Here is a 25,390-nt window from a genome sequence, read left to right as displayed (position 1 = left end):
AAATGAAGACAATTGAATTGCATATCACATTACAACCACAGGTTTTAGATACACAAGGACAAGCGTTAAATCGTGCAGTACATGATTTAGGCTACACACAAGTGAATGATATTCGTGTTGGTAAAGTACTATATATGACAGTAGATGAAGCGACAGATGCTGCGGTACATAACGTTGTTACTACTTTAAGTGAAAAACTATTTGCAAATACAGTAATTGAAGAATATAGCTATAAAGTATTGGAAGAAGGAGAGAAAGCATAATGAAATTTGCAGTGCTAAAATTTCCAGGTTCCAATTGTGATAGAGATATGTATAATGCAGCAGTAAAATCAGGAGTCCAAGCGGAGTATGTAGATTATAGGAATATATCGTTAGAGGGGTATGATGGTGTGCTTATTCCTGGAGGCTTTTCATTTGGTGACTACTTACGATCAGGTGCCATGGCAAGTGTTGCTCCTATTACTGAAGAAGTGAAACGTTTTGCAGAAGAAGGTAAACCAGTATTAGGTGTTTGCAATGGTTTCCAAATACTTACTGAAATTGGTTTACTCCCTGGCGCTTTATTGCACAATGATTCACATTTATTTGTAAGCCGAAATGAGTCTTTGAAAGTGGTTAATAACCAAACGCCATATACAAATTTATATAGTGAGAATGAGGTTGTTGTTTATCCAGTAGCACATGGCGAAGGACATTACTACTGCACATCTGAAATGTATGACAAATTAGAAGCGAATAATCAAATTATTTTAAAATATATGGATAATCCAAATGGTTCGTATAATGATATTGCAGGAATTGTAAATGAAAAAGGTAATGTTTGTGGTATGATGCCTCATCCTGAACGTGCAATTGAAACTATATTAGGAACAGACAGTGGCGTAAGATTATTTGAAGCAATGGTGAATAGTTGGAGGGAACAAAATGTCTAAGTTTATCGAACCGAGTGTTGAAGAAATTAAATTAGAAAAATTATACAAAGATATGGGCTTGTCAGAGGCAGAATACGACAAAGTTTGTGAAATTTTAGGACGTGAACCAAATTTTACTGAAATTGGTATTTTTTCTGTAATGTGGAGTGAACATTGTTCGTATAAACATTCTAAGCCGTTTTTAACTCAATTCCCAACATCAGGGGAACATGTATTAATGGGGCCTGGTGAAGGTGCTGGTGTCGTTGATATCGGGGATAATCAAGCGGTAGTTTTCAAAGTTGAATCTCATAACCATCCATCAGCTGTAGAACCGTATCAAGGTGCTGCCACTGGTGTTGGGGGTATTATCAGAGATATTGTTTCAATCGGCGCTAGACCAATTAATTTGTTAAATAGCTTACGTTTTGGCGAATTAACAGAAAAGCAAAATCGTCGCTTATTACGTGGTGTGGTAGCTGGCATTGGTGGTTATGGTAACTGTATTGGCATACCAACAACAGCTGGTGAAATAGAGTTTGACGACAGATATGATGGTAATCCATTGGTAAATGCTATGTGTGTAGGTATTATTGACCACGATAAAATTCAAAAAGGCACCGCTAAAGGTAACGGAAATTCAGTTATCTATGTTGGATTAAAAACAGGACGTGATGGTATTCACGGGGCAACTTTTGCATCTGAAGAATTAAGTGAAGATAGTGAAAGTAAGCGACCTTCAGTACAAATTGGTGATCCATTTGTTGGTAAAAAATTAATGGAAGCAACTTTAGAAGCGATAACTTTCGAAGAATTGGTAGGTATCCAAGACATGGGAGCAGCCGGTTTGACGTCATCTTCTTCAGAAATGGCAGCAAAAGGTGGTAGCGGTTTACATTTACAACTAGAGAAGGTGCCAACGAGAGAACAAGGTATTTCTCCGTATGAAATGATGTTATCAGAAACACAAGAACGCATGCTTTTAGTAGTAGAAAAAGGTACGGAAGACAAATTCTTAGACCTTTTTGATAAACATGAATTAGATAGCGCTGTAATTGGAGAGGTGACAGATACAGATCGTTTTGTACTTACATATGAAGGCGACGTTTTCGCTGATATACCTGTTCAACCTTTATCTGATGAAGCGCCTGTTTATGTCTTAGAAGGAGTAGCGCCACAATATAATGCTAGTAAGAATGATTACAGTCATATTGATGTAGAAGATGTATTTGAACGTTTATTACAACATCCAACGATTGCTTCAAAGCGATATTTATATGAACAATATGATCAACAAGTCGGTGCTAATACAATTGTGAAACCAGGATTACAATCATCTGTAGTTCGAGTAGAAGGCACTAATAAAGCAATCGCATCTACGATTGACGGTGAAGCGCGTTATGTGTTCAACAACCCTTATGAAGGGGGGAAAATGGTTGTTGCAGAAGCGTATCGCAATTTAATTTCTGTTGGTGCTACGCCTTTAGCTATGACTGATTGCCTAAATTACGGTTCGCCAGAGAAAAAGGAAATTTATCAACAATTAGCTGATTCTACAAAAGGTATGTCAGAAGCTTGTGAAATATTGAGTACGCCAGTAGTGTCTGGAAATGTTTCACTTTATAATGAAACAAAAGAAACGTCAATATTCCCAACACCAGTAGTTGGTATGGTTGGATTAATTGAAGACATTGATTATTTAACTGATTTCTCACCAAAAGCAGGCGACACACTTTATATCGTGGGTGATACAAATGATGATTTTGGTGGCAGTCAAATTGAGAAATTGCTATATAGTAAAGTGAATCATGAATTTGAAGCGATAGATTTATCAGGTGAGGTACATAAAGGTGAAGCAATTAAAACTGCAATTCGTAACGGTGTAGCTTCTCATGTTCAAACAGTTGGAAAAGGCGGATTATTAATGACGTTTGCTCGTTTAAGTGCGCATTATCAATTAGGGCTAGAAGTAGAACTAGCGCTTACGAATGAACAACTGTTCAGCGAAACGCAAGGACGTTATATTGTTTCCGTAAAAGAGAACCAATCATTAGATCTTGATTGCGCAATCAAGGTTGGGTCATTTACACAAGATGGAAAATTTGTAGTTTCTAACAAAAATACTAAAGTAACACGTGATGTTAATGAATTGAATGAACTATGGGAAGGAGCTATTCCTAAATGTATGACTACAACGGATTAAACGAAGAGTGTGGTGTTTTTGGCATCTGGAATCACCATGAAGCAGCACAACTGACTTATATGGGGCTACATAGTTTACAACATAGAGGTCAAGAGGGCGCAGGAATGGTGTGTTCAAATGGAGAGACACTTATTGGAGAAAGAGGACTTGGTCTTTTGACTGAGGCTATTTCAGACACACAATTAGAATCATTTAAATCCTATCAACATGCGATTGGCCATGTACGATATGCAACATCAGGTAATAAAGGTATAGAAAATATTCAACCATTTTTATATCATTTTTACGATATGAGCGTTGCAGTTTGTCATAACGGAAACTTAATTAACGCACAAAGTTTAAGAAGATCGCTTGAACATCAAGGTTCTATTTTCCATTCTTCATCAGATACAGAAGTAATTATGCATTTAATTCGTAGAAGTAAAGCGCCTACATTTGAAGCGGCATTACAAGAGAGTTTACGTAAAATCAAAGGTGGTTTTACATTTGCATTGTTAACAAAAGATGCTTTATATGGTGCTGTTGATCCAAATGCTATCAGACCATTAGTAGTAGGCAAGATGAAAACAGGCTCATATATCCTTGCAAGTGAGACATGCGCTATTGATGTTTTAGGTGCAGAGTTTGTGAGAGATATTCATGCTGGTGAATATGTTGTTATCGACGACGAAGGTATTCGCGTGGAATCATATACGAGACATACAAATACAGCAATATCAGCTATGGAATATATTTATTTTGCTAGACCAGATTCTACCATCGCAGGAAAAAATGTTCATGCAATCCGAAAACAATCAGGTAAGCAATTAGCTTTAGAAAGCCCAGTTGAAAATGCAGACATGGTTATTGGCGTCCCCAATTCCTCGCTTTCAGCAGCCTCAGGTTATGCTGAGCAGAGTGGTTTACCTTATGAAATGGGCTTAGTGAAAAATCAATATGTAGCACGCACGTTTATTCAACCGACACAAGAGTTACGCGAACAAGGCGTGAGAGTTAAATTATCAGCTGTAAAAGATATTGTGCAAGGCAAAAATATTGTACTGGTAGATGATTCAATTGTAAGAGGTACTACAAGTAAACGCATCGTTCAGATGCTTAAAGATTCTGGCGCAAATGAAGTGCATGTACGTATCGCTTCTCCTGAGTTTATGTTTCCAAGTTTTTATGGCATAGATGTCTCAACAACAGCTGAACTTATATCAGCGAACAAATCACCAGAAGAAATTAGTAATCACATTGGGTCTGACTCTTTAGCTTATTTAACAGTAGATGGCTTAATCGATTCTATCGGCCTTGAAGTAGACGCGCCATACAAGGGGCTATGTGTGGAAAGCTTTACTGGTGATTACCCTGCTGGTCTTTATGATTATGAAAAAGATTATCTTGAAAATTTAAGCGAACGCCAAAAAGAATATTTAGCAAATCATAAACAATACTTTGATAGAGAGGGTAATTTAAATGTCTAAAGCATACCAACAAGCAGGTGTTGATATTAACGCAGGATATGAAGCAGTTGAACGTATGTCAAGTCACGTTCAAAGAACAATGCGAAAAGAAGTATTAGGTGGATTGGGCGGTTTTGGTGCTACGTTTGATTTATCTCAATTAAATATGAAAGCGCCGTTACTCGTTTCAGGTACCGATGGCGTTGGTACTAAATTAAAGTTAGCAATTGATAATGACAAACACGATACGATTGGTATCGATGCAGTTGCGATGTGCGTTAACGATATTTTAACGACTGGTGCAGAACCTTTATATTTTTTAGATTATATTGCTACAAACAAAGTAATTCCAGAAGTGATAGAACAAATCGTCAAAGGGGTTAGCGACGGTTGTGAAGAAACGAATACAGCGCTTATCGGCGGTGAAACTGCAGAAATGGGAGAAATGTATCACGAAGGTGAATATGATTTAGCTGGCTTTGCAGTAGGTGCAGTTGAAAAAGAGGCTTATATAGATGGTTCTACGGTAAAACCAGGTCATGTAATTATTGGACTTGAATCGAGTGGGATACATTCAAATGGTTACAGTTTAGTTAGAAATATCATTAAAAAATCTGGTGTTAATTTACAAGATAAATTTGATGTAGATCGCACGTATTTAGATGTTTTTCTAGAGCCTACACGCTTGTATGTCAAACCTGTATTAACAGTAAAAAAACAAATACAAATACATGCCATGACACACATCACTGGTGGCGGATTTATTGAGAATATACCTAGAGCATTGCCAAACGGTGTAACTGCAATGATTGACGTAACGCAGTTCCCGACGCCGAAAATATTCGAATGGCTACAAAACCAGGGTGATATAACAAAAGAAGAAATGTATAACGTGTTTAATATGGGTATCGGTTTTACATTAATTGTAGATGCTCAGGATGAATCTAAAGTGTTGGATGCATTAAAAGCCGAACAGATAAATGCTTATAAAATCGGAGAAATAGTTAAAGGCGAAGAGCCAATTCGCTTAATGGGGGTATAAAAGTGACTAACATAGCCATTTTTGCTTCAGGATCAGGAAGTAATTTTGAAAGTATCATGTCGCAAGTTGTAGCAGGCAAATTACCTCAAATTGAAGTGACTGCTTTATATACAGATAGAGTGGATGCTTATTGTATAGAGCGTGCAAGAAAGTACAATTTAGATGTACATATTAACGAACTTAAAAATTTTGATTCTAAAGCAGATTATGAACGTAAAATAATAGAATGGTTAACTGCTGAAAAGGTAGAATGGATCGTTTTAGCGGGATATATGAAATTAATCGGCGCAAACATCTTAAACGCGTATCCAAAACGTATTATTAACATTCATCCTTCACTATTGCCCAAATATCGTGGCAAAGATGCGGTTGGGCAAGCTTTAAATAGTGGAGAAAGTATTACAGGTACGACAGTACATTATGTAGACAGTGGGATGGATACAGGAGAAATTATTGAACAACGTATATGTGATATTAAACCGGGCGACACAAAAGAGCAATTAGAAACAAGAATTAAAGCATTAGAACATACATTATATCCAGAAGTTATTTCGAAAATTATTCAATAAGAGGTGCCAATAAAAATGAAAAAGGCAATTTTAAGTGTATCTAATAAAACGGGCATTGTCGCATTTGCTCAATCATTACAACAATTAGGATATGAGTTATATTCAACTGGTGGTACAATGCGCACTTTAGTTGAAGCGAATATTACAGTCAAATCTATTTCTGAATTAACGCATTTCGATGAAATTATGGATGGTCGAGTAAAAACACTACACCCGGCTGTTCATGGTGGTATCTTAGCAGATCGTGATAAACCAGAACATTTAGAACAACTCAGAGAACAGCACATTGGTTTGATAGATATCGTTGTGGTTAACTTATATCCATTTAAAGAAACGGTTGCTAAACCAGATGTTACAGAAGAAGAGGCAATCGAAAATATAGATATTGGTGGTCCTACTATGTTGCGTGCGGCAGCTAAAAACTATAAACATGTAACTACTGTTGTACATCCAGCAGACTATAATGAAGTTATCGAAAAATTGAAAGTAAATCAATTAGATGAGTCTTATAGAAAATCATTAATGATTAAGGTGTTTGAACATACAAATCAATATGATACTGCAATAGTTGACTTCTTTAAAAATAATAAAGAAAGTTTAAGATATGGTGAAAACCCACAACAAAAAGCATCTTTTGTTCGCACGTCTGAAGCTAATCACACACTAGGTGGCGCTAAGCAATTACATGGCAAACAATTGAGTTACAATAATATCAAAGATGCTGATGCAGCGCTTTCACTTGTTAAGCAATTTGAAACGCCAGCAGCCGTAGCAGTTAAACATATGAATCCTTGCGGCGTAGGCGTTGGTGAAACAATATTTGAAGCATATCAATATGCTTTTGAAGCAGATAGCCAATCTATTTTTGGCGGTATTGTAGCTTTAAATAGAAGTGTTGATACTAAATTGGCAGAAACGTTACACAGCATATTCCTAGAAGTGATTATTGCACCTCATTTCACACAAGAAGCGTTAGAAATTTTAAGTAAGAAGAAAAATATAAGGCTATTAGAAATTAACATGACAATTGACAATAATGAAGAAGAGATTGTTTCTGTTTCTGGTGGTTATTTAGTACAAGATAAAGATAATGTCGTGGTTCATCGTAATGATTTGACTGTTGTTACTGAAGCCACTCCTACTGAGGCACAATGGGATGCGATGTTACTTGGATGGAAAGTCATCGCATCTGTTAAAAGTAATGCAATTATTTTATGTAACAATAAACAAACAGTTGGTATTGGCGCTGGTCAAATGAATCGTGTAGGTTCAGCTAAAATCGCTATTGAGCGTGCGATTGAGATAAATGACAAAGTCGTTATGGTATCAGATGGATTTTTCCCAATGGATGATACAGTTGAACTTGCAGCACAACATGGTATTAAAGCAATCATACAACCGGGCGGGTCTATTAAAGATCAAGATTCAATTGATATGGCAAATAAACATGGTATAGCAATGGTAACTACTGGCGTTAGGCATTTTAAACACTAAATACATTGGAGGCAAAACCATTTATGAAAGTACTAGTTATTGGCACAGGTGGAAGAGAACATATCTTAGTGCATAAGTTAAACCAATCTTCACTAGTAAATAAAATTTTTGCAATTCCAGGTAATGATGCAATGTCAGACATTGCAGAGGTTCATAGTGAAATAGCAGAAACAGAACATGACCGAATTGTCGAATTTGCTAACGAAAACAACATTTCATGGGTTATTATAGGACCAGAACAACCTTTAACGGATGGCTTAGCTGACAAATTACAGGCAAAACAAATCAAAGTGTTTGGTCCAAATAAAGCAGCAGCACAGATTGAAGGTTCAAAATTATTCGCAAAGCAGTTAATGGAAAAATATAATATTCCTACTGCAGAATATAAAGAAATCACGAATAAGTTTGATGCATTACAATATATTGAAACATGCGAATACCCAGTTGTATTAAAGAAAGATGGTTTAGCAGCAGGCAAGGGTGTTATTATTGCAGAAAATTACGAGGAAGCGGTTGAAGCGGTTCATTTATTGTACTCACAAGAGTTAGGTACAGTGGTCTTTGAACAATTCCTAGAAGGCGAAGAATTTTCATTAATGACGTTTGTAAACGGCGATTATGTCGTGCCATTCGATTGTATTGCACAAGACCATAAACGCGCATTTGATGAAGATAAAGGGCCAAATACTGGTGGAATGGGCGCGTATTGCCCAGTACCACATATCGATCAGAAGATACTTGAACGTACAAATCAAGAGATTGCTCAACCTATCGCACAAGCAATGTATAAAGAAGGGTACATATTCTTCGGTGTACTTTATATTGGCGTGATTTTAACAAATGAAGGCCCAAAAGTAATCGAATTTAATGCAAGGTTTGGTGATCCAGAAGCGCAAGTATTGCTAACCCGAATGGAAAGCGATTTAATGCAACATATTTTAGATTTAGAAGCTAAAAGAGAAATTACATTTAAATGGAAAGATGCGTCTATCGTAGGTGTAATGCTTGCTTCAAAGGGCTACCCAGGTAAATACGAAAAAGGTAAAATAGTGTCTGGATTTAATTTAGATGGAAATTATTTTGTTAGTGGTCTAAAAAAAGATAAAGATAACTTCGTTACAAGTGGTGGCCGTGTTATATTAGCACTCGGAGAGGGCCATGATATCGTTAGTGCGAAAGCAAATGCATATAAGGCTGTAGAAAAAATAAAAAGTGAAGCGTTATTTTATCGCAAAGACATTAGTAATAAAGCAATTAAATAAGCAGATGTTATCACATTAAAATAGACGTATACTGAAATCTAAATTAACTTCAAGGTTTAGTATAAGCACATTTTTACACCAGTTATCTATTGATAATATCGCAGTATATTCAAGTCTATTTATCGACTAGAGCGCTTTGATATCTTTATTAAATTAGAGTATAAGCTAGGCTACTGATTTCCTATATTCTAAAGGAGATGAGTAGTCTCGTTTTGATTTTATTAAAACGTTAAATGTTGTTTTACAATGGCTATGATTGGACAATTTATTTTAAAATGAATACATATAATATATAAAGGGCTGAATAGCAATTTATTAAAAATGTATTATTTAACCCAAGTAGTTAGATTGAAAAAAGCTAAGACAAAGTGGTTTAAGTTTTGTCTTAGCTTTAAAAATTGGATAATAACGAATTTTGGATCTAGTAAAGGTAATGGTTAATAAATATTTGTTATTCTGACATCATTTATACCTGTAATAGGTAATTGTTGTGCTAAAAAATAAGCAACAATTAAAATAATGATGACAATTATAATTAATAGAATATCTTTATACGAGAAAGGCGCGTAATAATAATACGTACGTGGTCCATCTTTAAACCCTTTTTTTTCCATTGCTACAGCTAATTGATGTGCTTTTCTAATATTTTGGCTTAAAAGTGGGATAATAAGATGTTTCATTCGATTTAAAAAATTATAATTTTGTTTAGATATGATTTGATATCTCATTTTTAGGGATTTTCTAAGTTGTACGAGAGAACTAATCATTAATGGCACCATTCGAATAGCAGCCATAAAAGCATACGCAACTTTTGGTTTAACTTTTAAATGTTGCATGAGACTATAAAAAACCATAACAATTTCTGATGTAAATGCTATTAAAATACCAAAGAATGATATGGTTGTTGTACGTAATGCTAAATGAAGCCCTCTAACTAAACTTTCTACACTAATCTGAATAAATCCGAATTTAAATAGAATGTGGGTGCCGTCGCCATAAAAAATCATAAATAGTGCTGAAATTAAACTAAAGATAATCGTAAATAAAATAAACGCTAATGTAATTTTGAATTTTATACCATTGAAAAGTAATAAAAATATAAACATTAATAAACAAATGTAAACCATATAATCAAATTGATGTACAAAAATAATATAAAAAAACAAAATAATGGCTAATGTTAATTTAGTAATGATATTCACGTCATCTATGAAGGAATAATGGTTTTTCCACATTTCAAACATGTTTATCACCTTCGATTTCAAGTATTCGCTTATTTTCCACATATAATCTTCGTGAAGGGTAGCGTGAAATAATTTCTGAATCGTGTGTCACCATTATAATAGATTGGCCATTTTTCACACGTTGTTGGAATAATTTGACTAGGTTAAAGGTATTGTGACTATCCAAACCAAAAGTAGGCTCATCCAATAAAATAAAATCGGATGAAGAACTTAAAGCAATTGCTACGCTTAGCCTTCTTTTTTGGCCAATAGATAATTCATAAGGATGTTGCGTTTTAACAGCTTCTAAATTTAACAAACGGAGCAGTGTGTTGGTTTTTTCGTCAGCCTCTGCTTTTGAACGATAATTTGATTTGTTTTGAATTAAAATTTCTTGAAAAACTGAATGTGTAATAAATTGTTGCTCTGGATTTTGATATACTAAGTACATATTTTTGGAAGCGTCTTTAATTTTAGTGAGCTTTTTGTGATTGAAAAACATATTACCATCATATTTAATTAGTTGCATCATTGATTCTAATAGTGATGTTTTACCTGTACCATTTGGACCAGTGATGGTAATCCATTCTCCTTGCGTAATCTCAAGCTTAGGAATATTGATAAGTGATTGTTTTCTTCTTTTAATGATGCCTTTTTCAAAAGTGAATATCTTATTATTTGTTTCTGGGTTGTGATCGAGCTCGATTGGTTTGGGTGCTCTATCCCATGCCTTAGGATGCCATACGCCATACTCAGATAATAGATGTTCGTAGTTGTTAAGTATTTCAGCTGGCATCGCGTCAGCTACGATGTCTCCATCATAATTTAATAATATGACACGATCTATGTGTTGCCATATATGTTCTACTTTATGTTCTACTATGATAACTGTTTGGTTTTGCCACAACGATTTAATTTTATCCCATAACTCAACAGTTGCTTCTACATCTAACATTGCAGTAGGCTCATCTAAAAAGAGTGTATCTGCTTGTTGAAGTAATGTTTCTGCAATAGCTAACTTTTGTTTCATGCCACCACTTAAATTGTTGATATATTGATTTTTGTTGACACTCAGACCAACAGAGTCAAGTGCTGATTCGATCAGCGCATCCATTTCTTGACGAGGTGTTTGCAAGTTTTCTAGAACAAAAGCGAGTTCTTCATATACTTTTGGCATACAAAACTGACTATCAGGGTCTTGAAAAATAACTCCGCAATTACTATCAATTTCTAATTTATCGTATTTCATGGGTAAGTCGATTAGATTCGGCACAATACCACTTAAAACATTAAGTAGGGTGCTTTTGCCTGAACCAGATGGACCAAGTATAAGTAGCTTTTCTTTATCTTGTATATTTAGTGAAAAATGGTCGAATATTTTCTTAATCCCATTTGGGTATTTTAATCGTAGATTTTCAATTCCTATCAACTTTCATGCTCCTTATAAATTGTCATAATCTTTTTGGGTTGCAGGTCTAAATAATTTAGTTACACCGGTTTGATCTAATATTTTTACGATATAATAAGATAATAATCCAGCAACTACAATACCACTAATTAAACGAAAGGCGATATATAGTGTTAAATTCCACCCAACAATTTCTCCTAAATATCCATATGCAAAATCAAGTGGAAGTGTAGAGATAGAGGCTAAAAGGCCTGCTAATATTGCTACCATAGCAGAACGTGATTTATATCTAAAAATAGCGAAAATAACTTCACATGCTAATCCTTGAAGCAACGCATATACCATTGTGGGAATATCAAATCTACCCATAACAATCGTCTCTCCAGCGCCTGCAGCAAATTCAGCTAATAAAGCAATCCCAGCTTTCGGTATAATTAAATAAGCCACAATAGCTGCCATAAACCAGGCGCCATATGTGAGCTCTTCAAGATGAAGACCTGAAACCTGCACAGCTTTATAAACTAAAGTCCATATATTATAAATAAGCGCAAAGACAACTGCTATAAGTACAGTTACTAAAATTTCTGATAGCTTTAAACCTTTTGACATAAATTCTCCTCCAAAAAAAACGCACAACCTTCTAGAAGTTGCGCGCTAAACATAGGCATATGGATACAAAAAATATTGTATCGCAATACACTTTCCTACGCTAGCTTAATCTAGATCAGGTTCAAAGGGTTTGAGGGTATACCTCATCTCAGTCACTAAACACCCCTAGTGCGAATATTAATTTTAAATTTAACTATAATGTATGATTTTTCACCACTTATGTCAAGACGTATCGAGAATAAACTAAAGATTCACGAATGTTAAAGTCATTAGGTGCAAAATAGACGTTGCGATTTCGAAAATATTGCATTATCCTAAACCGGATAGAACTCATATTGTTTATAAAAAGCATTATATCATATAAGGCTCATCATAAAGAAGAAAACAGAAACCAGATTTTCAAAAATGATTTCATTGTTCAACTCTGGTAAAGATGACTAGAAAATATACAAGAACGATAAGGGTAAAACCATCGTGTGAGTGTATGCTCATCTTCACGTCTAAGCATCACTAACTCAACAGAATTAAGAAGCGAAACTTTATACTTTAGTTTTAATTATCTACTGATACACACTAATTATATATGTATAAATATGTTTCTTATTTCTTTACAAAAGTTAATAGAAGTAGTTGAGCCATAGGTAAACAAAATACATAAAAAACTAGGTTGCTAATCCTCATCGTAGAAAGAAGTCAACAACCTAGCCATATATAGTGTCTCAATAGAAGTCTATATTGAAAGTCCAACCTTTAGTAACGATATAACCTCTGTATCTTTGAATCAACACATTTTTTAAAGCGTTATACCGAATTTTAATCTAAACTGTCCTGAACGTTTTTCTTTGTTTCTTCAGTATTATTTTCAGCAGTTTCTTTTTTATCTTTTAATTTATCTTCAGCTTCTTTTGCTTTTTCAGCTGCTTTTTTATTTGCTTCTTCTTTACTCATAATTTAACACTCCTTCACAGTAAACATGACTTACAGTTATTATTTACCACATGAAATGAAACGTAAACAATAAGTATAGATGAAACTTTAATTCTTTGGTTGTAAAATATTTGTTTAGTAATTTAAATTTAGTGGAAAGTTGACTATACCACTTTTTTCTATCATACTATAGACTTATTTATGGATTTATTAAAGACAAGAACAAAATGTTAATATATAATAACTTTGAGGTGAATGGTATGTCTTTTTTTAAGAAACACGCTGAGATATTATATAGTTATATAATAGGCATCGTTTCGCTTTTCACAGGTCTCATCATTTTAATAAATTTACCCATGGTCCATGATTTAAAGGATAAGGGTAAAATAGAATTACATATTCATAATGTTTGGGATTTTATAAATGCATTTTTTGCAGAAATCATAAGAGTTATGAGTAATTATATAGGGAATTTTCCTGTTATAAGTGCGATATTAATTATTTTATTTGGTGTTGCAGTTATATTAATTGGGTTTGCCCTTTTAAGAACAACGAAATATGATTATGATGTTTCAATCTTCTTTTTAGTTATAGGTATTCTTTTCTTTATTATAACGTTAATTCTAATGACACAAGTTTATAGCTTTTTTGCTATCATTTTTATCATCCCGTTTGTTATTCACATTGGGTATATCGTGTATAAAGATGAATTAAATCCAAAACACAGAAAATATCACTATTTACTTATTATTTTCAGTTACGGCATGAGTTATTTAATTACACAAATTGTGTTATATGGAAGAATTGACAGTGATGAAATTATTCCAATAGATATATTAAGTGTAAACACATTCTTTATATTAATGTGGTTACTAGGGCAAATGTCAATTTGGAACTTCTTATTTTTAAGAAGATCATTACCGTTGACAAAACAAGAATTAGGTGAAGAAGAACCTGAATTATCTAGAGCGAGCAAAGATACAGTTACAAACCAAACAAAAGAACATTTGAAAAATTTACAAGATAAGACAACTGAGTTCACACGCAAAACCCGTAGAAGTGTCGATATTCAAAAATTAAGAGATAAAAAAGATAAATTTATCGAAAAATGGAAGAATATTATTGATATTCAAGAAGATGATATTCCAAATTGGATGAAAATACCAAAATGGGTTAAATCGGCGTATGTAGAAATATTTTGTGGTGTTGTATTATTGTTCTTTACAATTATAGAATTTAATAATAGAAACGCATTATTTGTATCAGGTAATTGGGAAATTTCTCAAACACAGTATGTAATCGAATGGATTACTTTATTATTGTTGATGTTTATTATCATTGCCTATATATTAACTACTATAACGAACTTCTTGAGAAATAAATTCTATTATCTACAGTTATTTATGATAAGTCTATTATTTTTCAAATTAGTAACAGAATTTATGAATATTATGGTTCATGGTCTATTACTATCAATTTTCATTACACCAATATTATTAATTATGTTAATTGCAGTAACAGTATCATTTATTATTAAATTACGTGAACCTTCAAGAGATTAACAAACAAAATATAACTTTAAATAGGGAACCTGAGATATTAATCAATATCTCAGGTTCTTCTACGGTATGCATAGTGAAGAATTGAATTAAAATTGTGATTATAACAAGTCATCTATGCAAGCATCCTGAATCCTGCGTGCCTTTTCAGCCATCTTTACAAGTCTGAAGCAAAGGAATTTCTAGAGAAATAGAGTGAAAACGCGATTAACGCGATTTTTTGTCTTACTTTTATTATTTTTAAATAACTAATGAGGTAAGTTTACATGTAATACATTATATTAAGCATTGCATATAGTTAATATTTATTTAAATATAAATGATGTTACTATAATTATTGAGATGATAGAATAAGAAAGCATTAATTACAAAACATTAGAAAGGCTGACATATATTTATGAAAACTGCCACATTAAATAAAGGTAAAGAAATGAAATATTTAAATGGTTACCCGCTGATTGATGATGAGGATGTTTTTGCTCATGATCATTTAAAAGAAGGAGATTTGTTCTTATTAGTAAATGATAAACACCAATTTATTGCAACTGCATATGTAGGAAGACAGCATAAAGGGCTTGGCTGGGTATTAAGTTATGATAAAGACGAAGAAATTAATATCCGCTTTTTTGAAAGTCTTTTTGAGACAGCTAAAGAGGAAAGGTCATATTTTTATAATATCGAAGGAACTAACGCTTTTAGAGTTTTTAATGGTGAAGGTGACGGCGTTGGAGGGCTAACTATAGATAATTATAACGGCCACTTTTTAATTCAGTGGTATTCTAAGGGCATTTATAAGTATCGCTACCAAATTTTAAATGCATTAAAGAATGTTTTTAAATATACTTCACTTTTTGAAAAAATGCGTTTTAAAGACGCTCATATAGAGGGCGGTTTTGTTGATGGAGAAGTACCTGAATTTCCAATTGTAATCGAAGAGAACCATACTTTTTATAACGTAGATTTAAACGATGGACCTATGACAGGTATATTCTTAGATCAAAAAGAAGTACGAAAGAAATTAAGAGATCAATTTGCAGATAATAGATACTTACTCAATATGTTTAGTTATACAGGTGCTTTTTCAGTTGTTTCAGCAGAAAAAGCAAAAGTGACTACTAGTGTAGATTTAGCTAACCGTTCTCGATCTTTAACAGAAGAAAATTTTGGATTGAATGCAATTGATCCAAAAACACAGTACATTTTTGTTATGGACACATTTGATTACTTTAACTACGCACGACGTCATGATTTAATTTATGACACGATTGTTATTGATCCACCTAGCTTTGCTAGAAATAAAAAGAAAACTTTTTCAGTGTTAAAAGATTACGATAAATTAATATTAGGCGCCTTAGAAATACTTTCGCCAGGCGGGACGCTATTATTATGTACGAATAACAGCACATTTTCATTAAAAGCCTTTAAAAAAGTTATTAAAGATACTTTAAACCGTGCAGAAGTTGATTTTGAATTTTTAGAAGTAATGGGCTTACCAAAAGATTTTAAAACACATCCTCACTACAAACCATCAAAATATTTAAAAGCTATTTTTGTAAATGTACAATAGATCACTAAAAATAGGGTAATGTTTTTAATATACTAGCATTTACAAGGAGTGAATATCATGAGTATTAAAAATAAAATTACAAATAGTGTGACCCAAAAAGTTGGAAATAAAGTGTTAAACATTGAAGATGTGAAAAATAAAAATAATTTACCCACTACACATATTGAACTTGAAGAGCGCCGCGAACGCGCTCAAGCAATTGTTAGAAAAAAATCAGTATTATCATCGAGTGTTAGTGTTGTACCCATACCAGGTTTGAATTTCGGTGTAGATATTAAGCTGATGAGAGATATAATTGAAGACGTTAATAAAATCTATGGTTTAGATCATAAACAAGTTAATTCAATGAGAGAAGATGTAAAAGAGCGCATTTTTGCATCGGCAGCCATTCAAGGCAGCCAATTCATTGGTAGAAAAGTATCTAATGCAATCTTAAAGGTTGTTATAAAAGATGTTGCAAAGCGTATGGCTGCTAAACAAACGAAATGGTTTCCACTTGTTGGACAGGCTATTTCTGCCTCTATTAGTTATTATTTTATGAAAAAAATAGGGGACGATCATATTGAGAAATGTGAAAAAGTTGCTAAATCTTTAATGTGATAGTGTAGCGTTTTCAAAAAAGAGACAATATTCACGGATTATTGTCATGTCATGGGTGCAACGAATTGAATTTATATATATAATTTGGTAATGTTATTATATAAAACTATGCTAGGTTTTATAATAAACTAACGATTCTAACTATACGAAGGAGACATTATATTATGGAACAAAAATCATATGTAATTATTGACGAAACAGGGATTCATGCACGTCCAGCTACAATGCTTGTTCAAACTGCATCAAAATTTGATTCAGATATTCAATTAGAATATAACGGTAAAAAAGTTAACTTGAAATCAATCATGGGTGTTATGAGTTTAGGCGTAGGTAAAGATGCTGAAATCACAATCTATGCTGATGGTAGCGATGAAGCAGACGCAATGGAAGCTATTACAGATATCTTATCTAAAGAAGGATTAACTAAATAATATGTCTAACTACATTAATGGTATTGCTGCATCAGATGGTGTAGCTATTGCTAAAGCATATTTATTAGTTGAACCCGACCTTTCATATAACAGCGAAAAGGTCAAAGATGTCGACGCAGAAATTGCTAAGTTTCAAAAAGCTATTGAAACATCTAAAGTTGAATTAACAAAAATTAGAAATAACGCTGAGGAAAATCTTGGTGCTGATAAAGCAGCTATTTTCGATGCGCATTTATTAGTTTTAGATGATCCTGAGTTAATTCAACCGATTGAAGAAAAAATAAAAAATGAACAAGTTAACGCACCAACTGCACTTTCGGATGTAACTGGACAATTCATTACCATCTTTGAATCGATGGATAATGAATACATGAAAGAACGCGCTGCAGATATTCGTGATGTATCTAAGCGTGTATTAGCGCACATTTTAGGTGTGGAATTGCCCAATCCGAGTATGATTGATGAAAGCGTTGTTATAATTGGAAACGATTTAACACCTTCAGATACGGCTCAATTAAACAAGGCGTTTGTACAAGGCTTTGTTACAAATATTGGTGGAAGAACTTCTCACTCAGCGATTATGAGCCGCTCACTTGAAATTGCTGCAGTAGTAGGTACAAAATCAATTACACAAGAAGTTAAACAAGGTGATATGATTATTGTTGACGGTTTGACTGGCGAGGTAATTATAGACCCTACAGAAGATGAAGTGATTGCATACCAAAATAAACGGGAACGTTTCTTTGAAGATAAAAAAGAACTTCAGAAATTACGTGATGAAGAAACAACAACAGTGGATGGAGAACATGCTGAATTAGCTGCCAACATTGGTACACCAAATGATTTAAAAGGTGTTATTGAGAATGGCGCTGAAGGTGTCGGACTATACCGTACTGAATTCTTATACATGGGCAGAGATGAAATGCCAACTGAAGATGAACAATTTGAAGCTTATAAAAAAGTTCTAGAAACTATGAAAGATAAACGCGTTGTTGTGCGTACTTTAGATATCGGGGGCGATAAAGAGTTACCATATCTAAGCTTACCTGAAGAAATGAATCCGTTCTTAGGTTACCGGGCAATACGTTTGTGCCTAGATCAACCCGAAATATTTAGACCGCAACTACGTGCATTATTACGTGCATCAACTTACGGTAAATTAAGTATTATGTTCCCAATGGTTGCTACGATTAAAGAATTCCGGGATGCTAAAGCATTATTATTAGAAGAAAAAGAAAATTTAACAAATGAAGGTATTGAGGTTTCAGATGATATCGAAGTTGGTATCATGGTAGAAATTCCTTCAACTGCTGCATTGGCAGATGTTTTTGCTAAAGAAGTAGATTTCTTCAGCATTGGAACTAATGATTTAATTCAATATACAATGGCAGCTGACCGTATGTCAGAACGCGTATCATACTTGTACCAACCATACAATCCTGCAATATTACGTTTAGTGCAACAAGTTATTGAAGCTTCTCATAAAGAAGGTAAATGGACTGGTATGTGTGGAGAAATGGCTGGAGACGAAACTGCTATCCCATTATTACTAGGTTTAGGTTTAGATGAATTCTCTATGAGTGCTACATCGATTCTTAAAGCACGTCGTCAAATTAAAGGTTTGAGCAAAAATGAAATGGAAGAACTAGCACAAAGCGCAATTAACTGTGCTACTTCTGAAGAAGTACAAGCATTGGTAAGCGAGTATACTAAATAATAAAAAAAGCGGGAGAGAAACTACGTTTCTTAAAATGTTTTCGTAATCTCGCTCTGGCTAAAATGGTTTGTCTTCATAAATAGATAAATAGCAATTAAGAAGTCATTTTTAAAGGCTATGAGAGACCCAAATGGGTCTCTTTTTTTAGGCTTTTTGTCAAAGAGGATTGAATGGCTTACATGACTAAAGCCCATGCGTAAGTACTATTAAATCAATGAGTTAAGAAACTATGCTTAAAAAGGGAGTTCATGTTCTCATGAGAGTTAGTTATTGCTGATATGCTAGTAGAAGTCAAAACAGTATGGGTGTCTTAAACTTTTTTAATTCATAGTAAATAAACATCTTTTGAGTAAAAAAATGTTTATTTATTTGTTTTAGTGTTAGATTGAATATATACATTAAACTAAAATAATGTCATTGGTTAGCAATAAGATTTGCTTTTGCTGGTTCCTGGTTCGATTAATCACATATTGATATAGTGTGTAACGTCAATGGGGCACTTGGCTTTGTTTTGCTTTCAATCAGTTAAAATCCTGATATTATACCTCTATATTTAATGAGTGGTTAATTTTATCCATATCAATTTGATACATTGGTTCATTATTTAATAAAATAAATGGTGTTGCAAATGCATCGTAATCTATCATTTCATTTCGAAATTGTGAATGAGCAATATTTTTCTCTGTGTAAGTAATGCCTTTATCTGATAAATAGTTTTTGATAAAAGTACAAGGTGGGCAATCATTCTGTGTGTAAATAATAACATCGTTCATTGATCATCAATCCTTTCGATAATTAAGTTACTTTAATATAAATTACTTTTAATAATAATTCAAGTTATTAAAATTACATGCAATTGGTCATTAATTTGTCACTTAAATTTGAGTTTAACTAATTTTAAATCATAGATATTCTAGTTATAATGAATAGACGTTGTGATTTTTGTCACAAATAATTAAAAAAGGTGATATTATGGATTCAGTTGAATTAGCGCGTTTTCTAACTGCAATGACACTTGCAGTTCATATCATATTTGCAACAATTGGTGTAGGCGTGCCATTAATGTTTGCTATTGCTGAATTTTTGGGGATTAAGAAGAATGATCCTCACTATATAACATTAGCTAAAAGATGGTCTAAAGGTTATACGATTACAGTTGCTGTAGGGGTTGTGACTGGTACAATCATAGGATTACAGTTATCCCTATTATGGCCAACATTTATGCAAATGGGTGGTCATGTAATCGCGTTGCCATTATTTATGGAAACATTTGCATTCTTCTTTGAAGCAATTTTCTTAAGTATTTATTTATATACTTGGGATAGATTTAAAAGTAAATGGACACATTTTTTAATTAGCATACCAGTCATTATTGGAGGTTCTTTCTCCGCATTCTTTATTACTGCAGTCAATTCATTTATGAATACGCCAGCTGGTTTTGAAATGAGTAAGGGAAAAATGATTAATGTTGAACCTTGGGTAGCAATGTTTAATGATTCATTTTTTGTAAGATCATTTCACGTTGTAGCTACTGCATTTATGACAATGGCATTTGTATTAGCTGCGATTGCTGCATTTAAGTTAATGAAAAATAAATTTAAAAAAGACACAGAATATCATAAAAAAGCATTAAAACTAACAATGATTCTTGGAATCGTCTTTACTTTAGGTTCTATGCTAGCCGGTGATTTATCAGCTAAGTTTTTACATCAAGAACAACCAGAGAAGTTAGCTGCATATGAATGGCATTTTGATACAGAATCAAATGCTAATTTAGTGCTTTTTGGAACTTTAGACGAAGAAACTCAAGAAGTTTCCGGTGCAATTAAGTTACCAAGTATACTCAGTTTCTTAGCAGATAATAACGTAAATACTGAAGTTAAAGGATTAAATGATTTTCCAGAAGAATTACATCCGCCAATGATCGTACACTACTACTTTGATTTAATGGTTTCTATGGGTGTCTTCTGTTTAATTATTTCAGCAGCATTTATATTAACGCTATGCTTTAAAAAATTACGGAGATTCACTTATTCCAAACCAATGTTATATGGTGCCTTACTAACTGGGCCAGCAGCTATGCTTGCTATAGAGTTTGGCTGGTTCCTGACAGAACAAGGACGTCAACCATGGATTGTGCGTGGTTATCTAAAAGTAGCTGACGCTGCAACACAAGCAGGCGGCATAACACTCGTGACAGTATTATTTGGTATATTATATCTCATATTGATTGTAACTTCTTCGTATGTATTATTAAGAATGTTTAAGAATAAACCAGCCTATAAAGAGTTTGAAGAACATTCATCAGAAAGAGGTGATGCATAATGGTATTCGCATATATAGGGATCGCAGTTTTATGGATATTCTTATTTTGTTATATTATTGTTGCCTCAATTGATTTTGGTGCTGGTTTCTTTACATTACATGCGAAAATAACAAAGCAAGATAAAAAAATTAATCATTTAATTGCACGTTACCTTAACCCTGTTTGGGAAGTAACTAACGTTTTCTTTGTTTTCTTTTTCGTAGGTATGGTTGGATTTTTTCCAGACTCAGCTAAATATTTCGGTACAGTATTGTTAGTACCTGCTTCAATTGCACTTGTATTATTGTCAATTAGAGGTGGATTCTATGCTTTTGAAAATTATGGGCCAGATACAAAATTACCTTGGTTAGCAATGTATGGTCTAGCTGGGTTATTTATACCGGCTGCTTTAGCTACTACGTTAACAATTTCAGAAGGGGGATATATCACTGGATCAAACAACAATTTAGATTTAAATTGGTTTGAGTTACTCTTAAGTCCATATTCATGGTCAGTAGTATTTTTAGCAATTATATCAGTGCTCTATATTTCGTCTGGATTTTTAACATACTACGCTTCGAAAGCAAATGATAAACCAGCATATAGTTTGTTGAGATATTGGTTCTTATTCTGGGGGCCTCCTATGATAGCCATTTCATTATTTGTCTTTTTATCATTAAGAATACAAAACGAGACCCATTTCTATACGGCAGTATTTGATTATTGGTGGATGTTTGCACTTAGCTTCATTTGTTTTGCAGGTGCCATGTTGCTTACTTTAATGAAAAAATGGCACGGTATCGCATTTATATTAGTTATTTTACAAATGGGCTTTGCGTTCTTTGGATATGGTGTAAGTAAATTACCATATATCTTATATCCTTATATACGTATAGATGAACACGTGGTTAATAGTAGTATGGCAATTGCTTTGATTATTGCATTTATTTTAGGTTTACTTTTACTTATTCCATCGCTAATATTATTATTGAGATTGTTTGTTTTTGATAAAGAATATGTCAAAGGTAAAAAATAAACTCATATATTAAAGTGCTGTAATGATAATTGTTTAAATTATTTAGATTTGATACATTTCAATTATCTTACTGTTTGGAGGACGCATATGGACAAAGAATATGTGGTTATAGGTTTAGGCCGTTTTGGCGGCAGTATTGTCAGAGAATTGAATGCTTTAGATATGGATGTTATGGCAATTGATATGAATGAAGCACGCGTGAATGAATATAGTGATATTGCTACACACGCTGTAATTGCTGACACAACAGATGAAGCAGTAATGAAAAGTTTAGGTATTAGAAATTTTGACCATGTTATTGTAGCTATTGGTGAAAATATCCAGTCAAGCACGTTAACCACTTTAATTTTAAAAGAATTAGGTGTTAAAAAAGTAACTGCTAAAGCTCAAAATGATTATCATGCTAAAATTTTAAATAAAATAGGTGCAGATACAGTCGTTCATCCAGAAAGAGATATGGGAAGAAGAATTGCGCATAATGTAGCAAGTGCGAGCGTTTTAGATTATTTAGAGTTAGCAGATGAACATTCTATTGTTGAAATTAAAGTCAGTGAAAAAATGGCAGGTCAAACGATTATTGAATTAGATATTCGAGCACAATATGGGATAAGTATCATAGCTGTGAAAAGAGGAAGAGAAATTATTGTTTCACCAGATCCCCATATCAATATTGAAATTGGCGATATTTTAATTATGATTGGCCATGATAATGATTTAAATCGTTTTGAGAAGAAGGTCGTTAGATAATAAATGCACCTAAGTATATTAAAGGTTGAGACTTAAATACGTCTCAGCCTATTTTCATAACATTATAGTAAACAAAATAAAAGCACACGGTTAANNTTAACCGTGTGCTTTTATTTTAATTTGACTCAGTTGATTGATTGGCTTTGTTATCATCTTTTTTTGATTTTGATTTCTGATTTGGCTTTTTATTATCTTTGTTGTTCGGTTTAGGATTTGTATGTTTATTTTGAGGTTTCGTGTTGTTCTTTTTTGATTTATCCTTTTTATTGTTAGGTTTATTTTGTGTTTTTTTAGTTGAAGAGGGTGAATTACCTTCGTTTACCTTCATGATTACGGGTAGAATCATAGGTTTACGAGCCGTTTTTTCAAATAAATACGGTTGTAATGTCTCTATAATAGATGACTTAATTTGATGCCACTGAATTTCTGGATTTTGGTTTAATTTAGTAATGACATCTGTTTTTATTTTTCGTTGCGCATCATAAATTAATTGTCCAGATTCGCGCATATAAACAAAACCACGAGAGATAATATCCGGACCAGATAAAAGTTTATTTGTCTTAAAGTCTATGCTAACAACTACGATGACTAAACCTTCTTCAGACAATAATTTACGATCGCGGATAACCACATTTCCGATATCTCCAATACCACTACCATCTACTAAGACATTTCCAGAAGGGATTCTTCCAGCTTTCCTAGCAGAGTTGTGCGTTAAAGCTAATACATCTCCAATATCAAAGATAAACACATTGTCTGGGTCAACGCCACATTCTATACCTGATTGACCATGCGCTTTTAACATACGGTACTCACCATGAATGGGAAGGAAGAATTTTGGACGTAATAAACGTAACATAAGTTGTTGATCGCCTTTAGATCCGTGACCAGATGTGTGAATGTTTGATACCTTATTATGAATAACTTCAGCACCAGCACGATACAATGCGTTTATCGTGCGGTTGATACTTTTGGTATTACCTGGAATAGGTGAAGAACTAAACACCACTGTATCTTCAGGAATAATTTTAATTTGCTTATGTGTTCCATTAGCAATTCTTGATAACGCAGCCATTGGTTCACCTTGTGAACCTGTACATAGAATGAGTAGCTCGTGTTTAGGTACACTATTAATTTTATTAGGTTCGATAAATGTTTCAGGTGGCGCTTTGATATAGCCTAACTCCATACCAATTTTGATATTATTTTCCATTGAACGCCCAAATGTCACAATTTTACGATTGTATTTAATTGCAGCTTCGACGGCTTGTTGAACACGATAAATATTTGACGCAAAAGTAGCAAATATGATTCTACCACTACAATTACGGAATATTTTTTCAACGTTCTGACCAACTTCACGTTCACTTAATGTGAAATCTGGAACGAGTGAATTTGTGGAATCTGAAAGTAAGCAAAGCACACCTTCTTCTCCAAGTTTTGCCATTTTCGCCATATTAGCAGGCTCTCCAACGGGAGTAAAATCAAATTTGAAGTCACCAGTATGAACGATATTACCTTCTGGTGTGTTAACAATCACACCATACGATTCCGGGATACTATGCGTTGTTAGATAGAAAGAAACTTCAAAATGTTTAGATTTAATAACACTGCTCTCTTCAATTTCAATAAGTTCAGTGGTTCTTAACAAATGATGTTCTTCCAGTTTATTTCTAATTAAGCCTAAAGCTAATGGTCCACCATATATAGGTACATTAATTTGTTTTAATAGGTAGGGCACACCACCTATATGGTCTTCGTGGCCATGAGTGATAAACAGTCCGACAATTTTATCTTGGTTTTGTTCTAAATAAGTAATATCAGGGATAACATAATCAATACCTAATAAGTTATCATCAGGGAATTTAATACCTGCATCAATGATTACGATTTCATCCTGATACTCTACAGCGTAAGTGTTTTTACCTATTTCACCCAAGCCACCGAGAGCATAAACCGCAACTTCATTTTTGTGAATTTGTTTCATTATTCTGCTTGCTCCACATTAAAGTGATCTGATTGTTTTTCGTATTCTAAATGTGCGCCCTCAAGTTTAGTGATAAACTCGATATTGTAATTACGATCTTTCAAATATCTTCTTACTTGTTCTTCTGATTGTGCTTCAACATAAATCGTTTGTGTGTGTTCTCTTACAACTACTTCATCTTTGTTATGTTGAAAAAATACTTTATATACTGCCATTATATCTATTTCCTCCTAAGTTTTTGTTTAAATTATTTATATAAACCCTGGATTGTATATTTTTTGTGAGTTTCTTAATATTAAATAAAAATAAAGTCACTCAAAACAGTGAATTGAAACTACGTTCATAT

General features: G+C 33.3%; 23 protein-coding genes and 1 riboswitch. Of the genes, 16 read left to right on the top strand and 7 right to left on the bottom strand.

The genetic code is table 11. The features are described 5' to 3' along the window. Window positions 1–2 precede the first annotated feature (2 nt). From purS to purD, 8 genes are read left to right on the top strand one after another with little or no spacing between them, the layout of a single operon-like run. Window positions 3–263, top strand: coding sequence for a phosphoribosylformylglycinamidine synthase subunit PurS (gene purS / locus KA900_RS03980; RefSeq protein ID WP_096810425.1), 261 nt, complete (start codon window positions 3–5; stop codon window positions 261–263). Beyond that, window positions 263–934, top strand: coding sequence for a phosphoribosylformylglycinamidine synthase I (gene purQ / locus KA900_RS03975; RefSeq protein WP_096810424.1), 672 nt, complete (start codon window positions 263–265; stop codon window positions 932–934). Before purS ends, purQ begins: the two co-directional genes overlap by 1 nt. Further along, a complete protein-coding gene (gene purL / locus KA900_RS03970; RefSeq protein WP_119488082.1) occupies window positions 927–3,116 on the top strand; it encodes a phosphoribosylformylglycinamidine synthase subunit PurL in 2,190 nt (729 codons plus the stop codon). The genes purQ and purL overlap by 8 nt, the downstream gene beginning before the upstream one ends. Further along, a complete protein-coding gene (purF, locus tag KA900_RS03965; RefSeq protein WP_096810422.1) occupies window positions 3,095–4,582 on the top strand; it encodes an amidophosphoribosyltransferase in 1,488 nt (495 codons plus the stop codon). Before purL ends, purF begins: the two co-directional genes overlap by 22 nt. Further along, entirely contained in the window at window positions 4,575–5,603 is a 1,029-nt protein-coding gene (gene purM, locus KA900_RS03960; protein WP_096810421.1) for a phosphoribosylformylglycinamidine cyclo-ligase, read from the top strand. Before purF ends, purM begins: the two co-directional genes overlap by 8 nt. 2 nt (window positions 5,604–5,605) lie before the next feature. Further along, a complete protein-coding gene (gene purN / locus KA900_RS03955) occupies window positions 5,606–6,172 on the top strand; it encodes a phosphoribosylglycinamide formyltransferase (RefSeq protein ID WP_119488081.1) in 567 nt (188 codons plus the stop codon). A gap of 15 nt (window positions 6,173–6,187) precedes the next feature. Continuing rightward, entirely contained in the window at window positions 6,188–7,666 is a 1,479-nt protein-coding gene (purH, locus tag KA900_RS03950) for a bifunctional phosphoribosylaminoimidazolecarboxamide formyltransferase/IMP cyclohydrolase (RefSeq protein ID WP_119488080.1), read from the top strand. Between the two features lie 23 nt (window positions 7,667–7,689). After that, complete coding sequence (gene purD / locus KA900_RS03945) at window positions 7,690–8,928, top strand: phosphoribosylamine--glycine ligase (protein ID WP_115342304.1); 1,239 nt, start codon at window positions 7,690–7,692, stop codon at window positions 8,926–8,928. A gap of 437 nt (window positions 8,929–9,365) precedes the next feature. Here the strand turns inward: purD and KA900_RS03940 are convergent, their stop codons facing one another. The 4 genes from KA900_RS03940 to graF form a co-directional block, all read right to left on the bottom strand. Further along, window positions 9,366–10,172 carry an energy-coupling factor transporter transmembrane component T family protein gene (locus KA900_RS03940; protein ID WP_107644373.1) on the bottom strand — a complete coding sequence of 269 codons (807 nt, stop codon included), beginning with the start codon at window positions 10,170–10,172 and terminating at the stop codon, window positions 9,366–9,368. After that, entirely contained in the window at window positions 10,165–11,580 is a 1,416-nt protein-coding gene (locus KA900_RS03935; RefSeq protein ID WP_210139316.1) for an ABC transporter ATP-binding protein, read from the bottom strand. Before KA900_RS03935 ends, KA900_RS03940 begins: the two co-directional genes overlap by 8 nt. Window positions 11,581–11,592: 12 nt before the next feature. Continuing rightward, complete coding sequence (locus tag KA900_RS03930; protein WP_119488078.1) at window positions 11,593–12,168, bottom strand: ECF transporter S component; 576 nt, start codon at window positions 12,166–12,168, stop codon at window positions 11,593–11,595. Between the two features lie 75 nt (window positions 12,169–12,243). Further along, window positions 12,244–12,345, bottom strand: a riboswitch (TPP riboswitch). 636 nt (window positions 12,346–12,981) lie between these two features. After that, complete coding sequence (gene graF, locus KA900_RS03925) at window positions 12,982–13,116, bottom strand: glycopeptide resistance-associated protein GraF (protein WP_194445642.1); 135 nt, start codon at window positions 13,114–13,116, stop codon at window positions 12,982–12,984. 239 nt (window positions 13,117–13,355) lie between these two features. Here graF and auxA point away from each other — a divergent pair, with 239 nt between their 5' ends. The 5 genes from auxA to ptsP all read left to right on the top strand — a co-directional run bounded on the left by auxA (window position 13,356) and on the right by ptsP (window position 18,969). After that, window positions 13,356–14,657: a lipoteichoic acid stability factor AuxA gene (gene auxA / locus KA900_RS03920; protein WP_115342302.1), complete on the top strand. Its 1,302-nt coding sequence runs from the start codon at window positions 13,356–13,358 to the stop codon at window positions 14,655–14,657. 394 nt (window positions 14,658–15,051) lie between these two features. Beyond that, entirely contained in the window at window positions 15,052–16,221 is a 1,170-nt protein-coding gene (locus tag KA900_RS03915) for a class I SAM-dependent rRNA methyltransferase (protein ID WP_119488110.1), read from the top strand. A gap of 57 nt (window positions 16,222–16,278) precedes the next feature. Further along, window positions 16,279–16,821: a DUF697 domain-containing protein gene (locus KA900_RS03910; RefSeq protein WP_096810412.1), complete on the top strand. Its 543-nt coding sequence runs from the start codon at window positions 16,279–16,281 to the stop codon at window positions 16,819–16,821. Window positions 16,822–16,985: 164 nt separating this feature from the next. Continuing rightward, window positions 16,986–17,252 (top strand): phosphocarrier protein HPr, encoded by a 267-nt coding sequence (locus KA900_RS03905; protein WP_096810411.1) that lies wholly within the window; start codon window positions 16,986–16,988, stop codon window positions 17,250–17,252. A gap of 1 nt (window position 17,253) precedes the next feature. Further along, on the top strand, window positions 17,254–18,969 hold the full coding sequence (gene ptsP / locus KA900_RS03900) for a phosphoenolpyruvate--protein phosphotransferase (protein ID WP_108909419.1): 1,716 nt from the start codon (window positions 17,254–17,256) through the stop codon (window positions 18,967–18,969). Between the two features lie 539 nt (window positions 18,970–19,508). Here the strand turns inward: ptsP and KA900_RS03895 are convergent. Next, the gene (locus tag KA900_RS03895; protein ID WP_096810409.1) at window positions 19,509–19,742 is read right to left on the bottom strand and encodes a glutaredoxin family protein; all 234 of its coding nucleotides are present in this window, start codon (window positions 19,740–19,742) and stop codon (window positions 19,509–19,511) included. Between the two features lie 199 nt (window positions 19,743–19,941). Between KA900_RS03895 and KA900_RS03890 the strand changes: the two genes are divergently transcribed. The 3 genes from KA900_RS03890 (at window position 19,942) to KA900_RS03880 (ending at window position 23,057) form a co-directional block, all read left to right on the top strand. Further along, window positions 19,942–21,294: a cytochrome ubiquinol oxidase subunit I gene (locus KA900_RS03890; protein ID WP_115342301.1), complete on the top strand. Its 1,353-nt coding sequence runs from the start codon at window positions 19,942–19,944 to the stop codon at window positions 21,292–21,294. After that, the gene (locus tag KA900_RS03885) at window positions 21,294–22,310 is read left to right on the top strand and encodes a cytochrome d ubiquinol oxidase subunit II (RefSeq protein WP_096810407.1); all 1,017 of its coding nucleotides are present in this window, start codon (window positions 21,294–21,296) and stop codon (window positions 22,308–22,310) included. Before KA900_RS03890 ends, KA900_RS03885 begins: the two co-directional genes overlap by 1 nt. Window positions 22,311–22,397: 87 nt before the next feature. After that, window positions 22,398–23,057, top strand: a complete 660-nt coding sequence (locus KA900_RS03880; protein WP_096810406.1) for a potassium channel family protein — start codon at window positions 22,398–22,400, stop codon at window positions 23,055–23,057. A gap of 115 nt (window positions 23,058–23,172) precedes the next feature. Here the strand turns inward: KA900_RS03880 and rnjA are convergent, their stop codons facing one another. Further along, window positions 23,173–25,044, bottom strand: coding sequence for a ribonuclease J1 (gene rnjA / locus KA900_RS03875; RefSeq protein ID WP_096810405.1), 1,872 nt, complete (start codon window positions 25,042–25,044; stop codon window positions 23,173–23,175). Further along, a complete protein-coding gene (locus tag KA900_RS03870) occupies window positions 25,044–25,259 on the bottom strand; it encodes a DNA-dependent RNA polymerase subunit epsilon (RefSeq protein ID WP_096810404.1) in 216 nt (71 codons plus the stop codon). Before KA900_RS03870 ends, rnjA begins: the two co-directional genes overlap by 1 nt. Window positions 25,260–25,390 lie beyond the last annotated feature (131 nt).

Origin of the sequence: Staphylococcus sp. GDY8P120P (assembly GCF_017892065.1) — a bacterium.
GTDB classification, from domain to species: Bacteria; Bacillota; Bacilli; order Staphylococcales; family Staphylococcaceae; genus Staphylococcus; species Staphylococcus nepalensis.
This window is presented reverse-complemented; position numbering and strand designations above follow the sequence as displayed.

What these genes read in the sequence shown, in the direction of transcription:
- ptsP (WP_108909419.1), top strand. Translation starts at nt 17,254, where the DNA reads ATGTCTAACTACATTAATGGTATTGCTGCATCAGATGGTGTAGCTATT.
- purL (WP_119488082.1), top strand. Translation starts at nt 927, where the DNA reads ATGTCTAAGTTTATCGAACCGAGTGTTGAAGAAATTAAATTAGAAAAA.
- KA900_RS03895 (WP_096810409.1), bottom strand. Translation starts at nt 19,742, where the DNA reads ATGAACGATGTTATTATTTACACACAGAATGATTGCCCACCTTGTACT.
- KA900_RS03915 (WP_119488110.1), top strand. Translation starts at nt 15,052, where the DNA reads ATGAAAACTGCCACATTAAATAAAGGTAAAGAAATGAAATATTTAAAT.
- KA900_RS03885 (WP_096810407.1), top strand. Translation starts at nt 21,294, where the DNA reads ATGGTATTCGCATATATAGGGATCGCAGTTTTATGGATATTCTTATTT.
- KA900_RS03870 (WP_096810404.1), bottom strand. Translation starts at nt 25,259, where the DNA reads ATGGCAGTATATAAAGTATTTTTTCAACATAACAAAGATGAAGTAGTT.
- purQ (WP_096810424.1), top strand. Translation starts at nt 263, where the DNA reads ATGAAATTTGCAGTGCTAAAATTTCCAGGTTCCAATTGTGATAGAGAT.
- rnjA (WP_096810405.1), bottom strand. Translation starts at nt 25,044, where the DNA reads ATGAAACAAATTCACAAAAATGAAGTTGCGGTTTATGCTCTCGGTGGC.
- purS (WP_096810425.1), top strand. Translation starts at nt 3, where the DNA reads ATGAAGACAATTGAATTGCATATCACATTACAACCACAGGTTTTAGAT.
- KA900_RS03890 (WP_115342301.1), top strand. Translation starts at nt 19,942, where the DNA reads ATGGATTCAGTTGAATTAGCGCGTTTTCTAACTGCAATGACACTTGCA.
- purD (WP_115342304.1), top strand. Translation starts at nt 7,690, where the DNA reads ATGAAAGTACTAGTTATTGGCACAGGTGGAAGAGAACATATCTTAGTG.
- KA900_RS03880 (WP_096810406.1), top strand. Translation starts at nt 22,398, where the DNA reads ATGGACAAAGAATATGTGGTTATAGGTTTAGGCCGTTTTGGCGGCAGT.
- purF (WP_096810422.1), top strand. Translation starts at nt 3,095, where the DNA reads ATGTATGACTACAACGGATTAAACGAAGAGTGTGGTGTTTTTGGCATC.
- KA900_RS03905 (WP_096810411.1), top strand. Translation starts at nt 16,986, where the DNA reads ATGGAACAAAAATCATATGTAATTATTGACGAAACAGGGATTCATGCA.
- auxA (WP_115342302.1), top strand. Translation starts at nt 13,356, where the DNA reads ATGTCTTTTTTTAAGAAACACGCTGAGATATTATATAGTTATATAATA.
- purM (WP_096810421.1), top strand. Translation starts at nt 4,575, where the DNA reads ATGTCTAAAGCATACCAACAAGCAGGTGTTGATATTAACGCAGGATAT.
- KA900_RS03930 (WP_119488078.1), bottom strand. Translation starts at nt 12,168, where the DNA reads ATGTCAAAAGGTTTAAAGCTATCAGAAATTTTAGTAACTGTACTTATA.
- purH (WP_119488080.1), top strand. Translation starts at nt 6,188, where the DNA reads ATGAAAAAGGCAATTTTAAGTGTATCTAATAAAACGGGCATTGTCGCA.
- KA900_RS03940 (WP_107644373.1), bottom strand. Translation starts at nt 10,172, where the DNA reads ATGTTTGAAATGTGGAAAAACCATTATTCCTTCATAGATGACGTGAAT.
- KA900_RS03910 (WP_096810412.1), top strand. Translation starts at nt 16,279, where the DNA reads ATGAGTATTAAAAATAAAATTACAAATAGTGTGACCCAAAAAGTTGGA.
- graF (WP_194445642.1), bottom strand. Translation starts at nt 13,116, where the DNA reads ATGAGTAAAGAAGAAGCAAATAAAAAAGCAGCTGAAAAAGCAAAAGAA.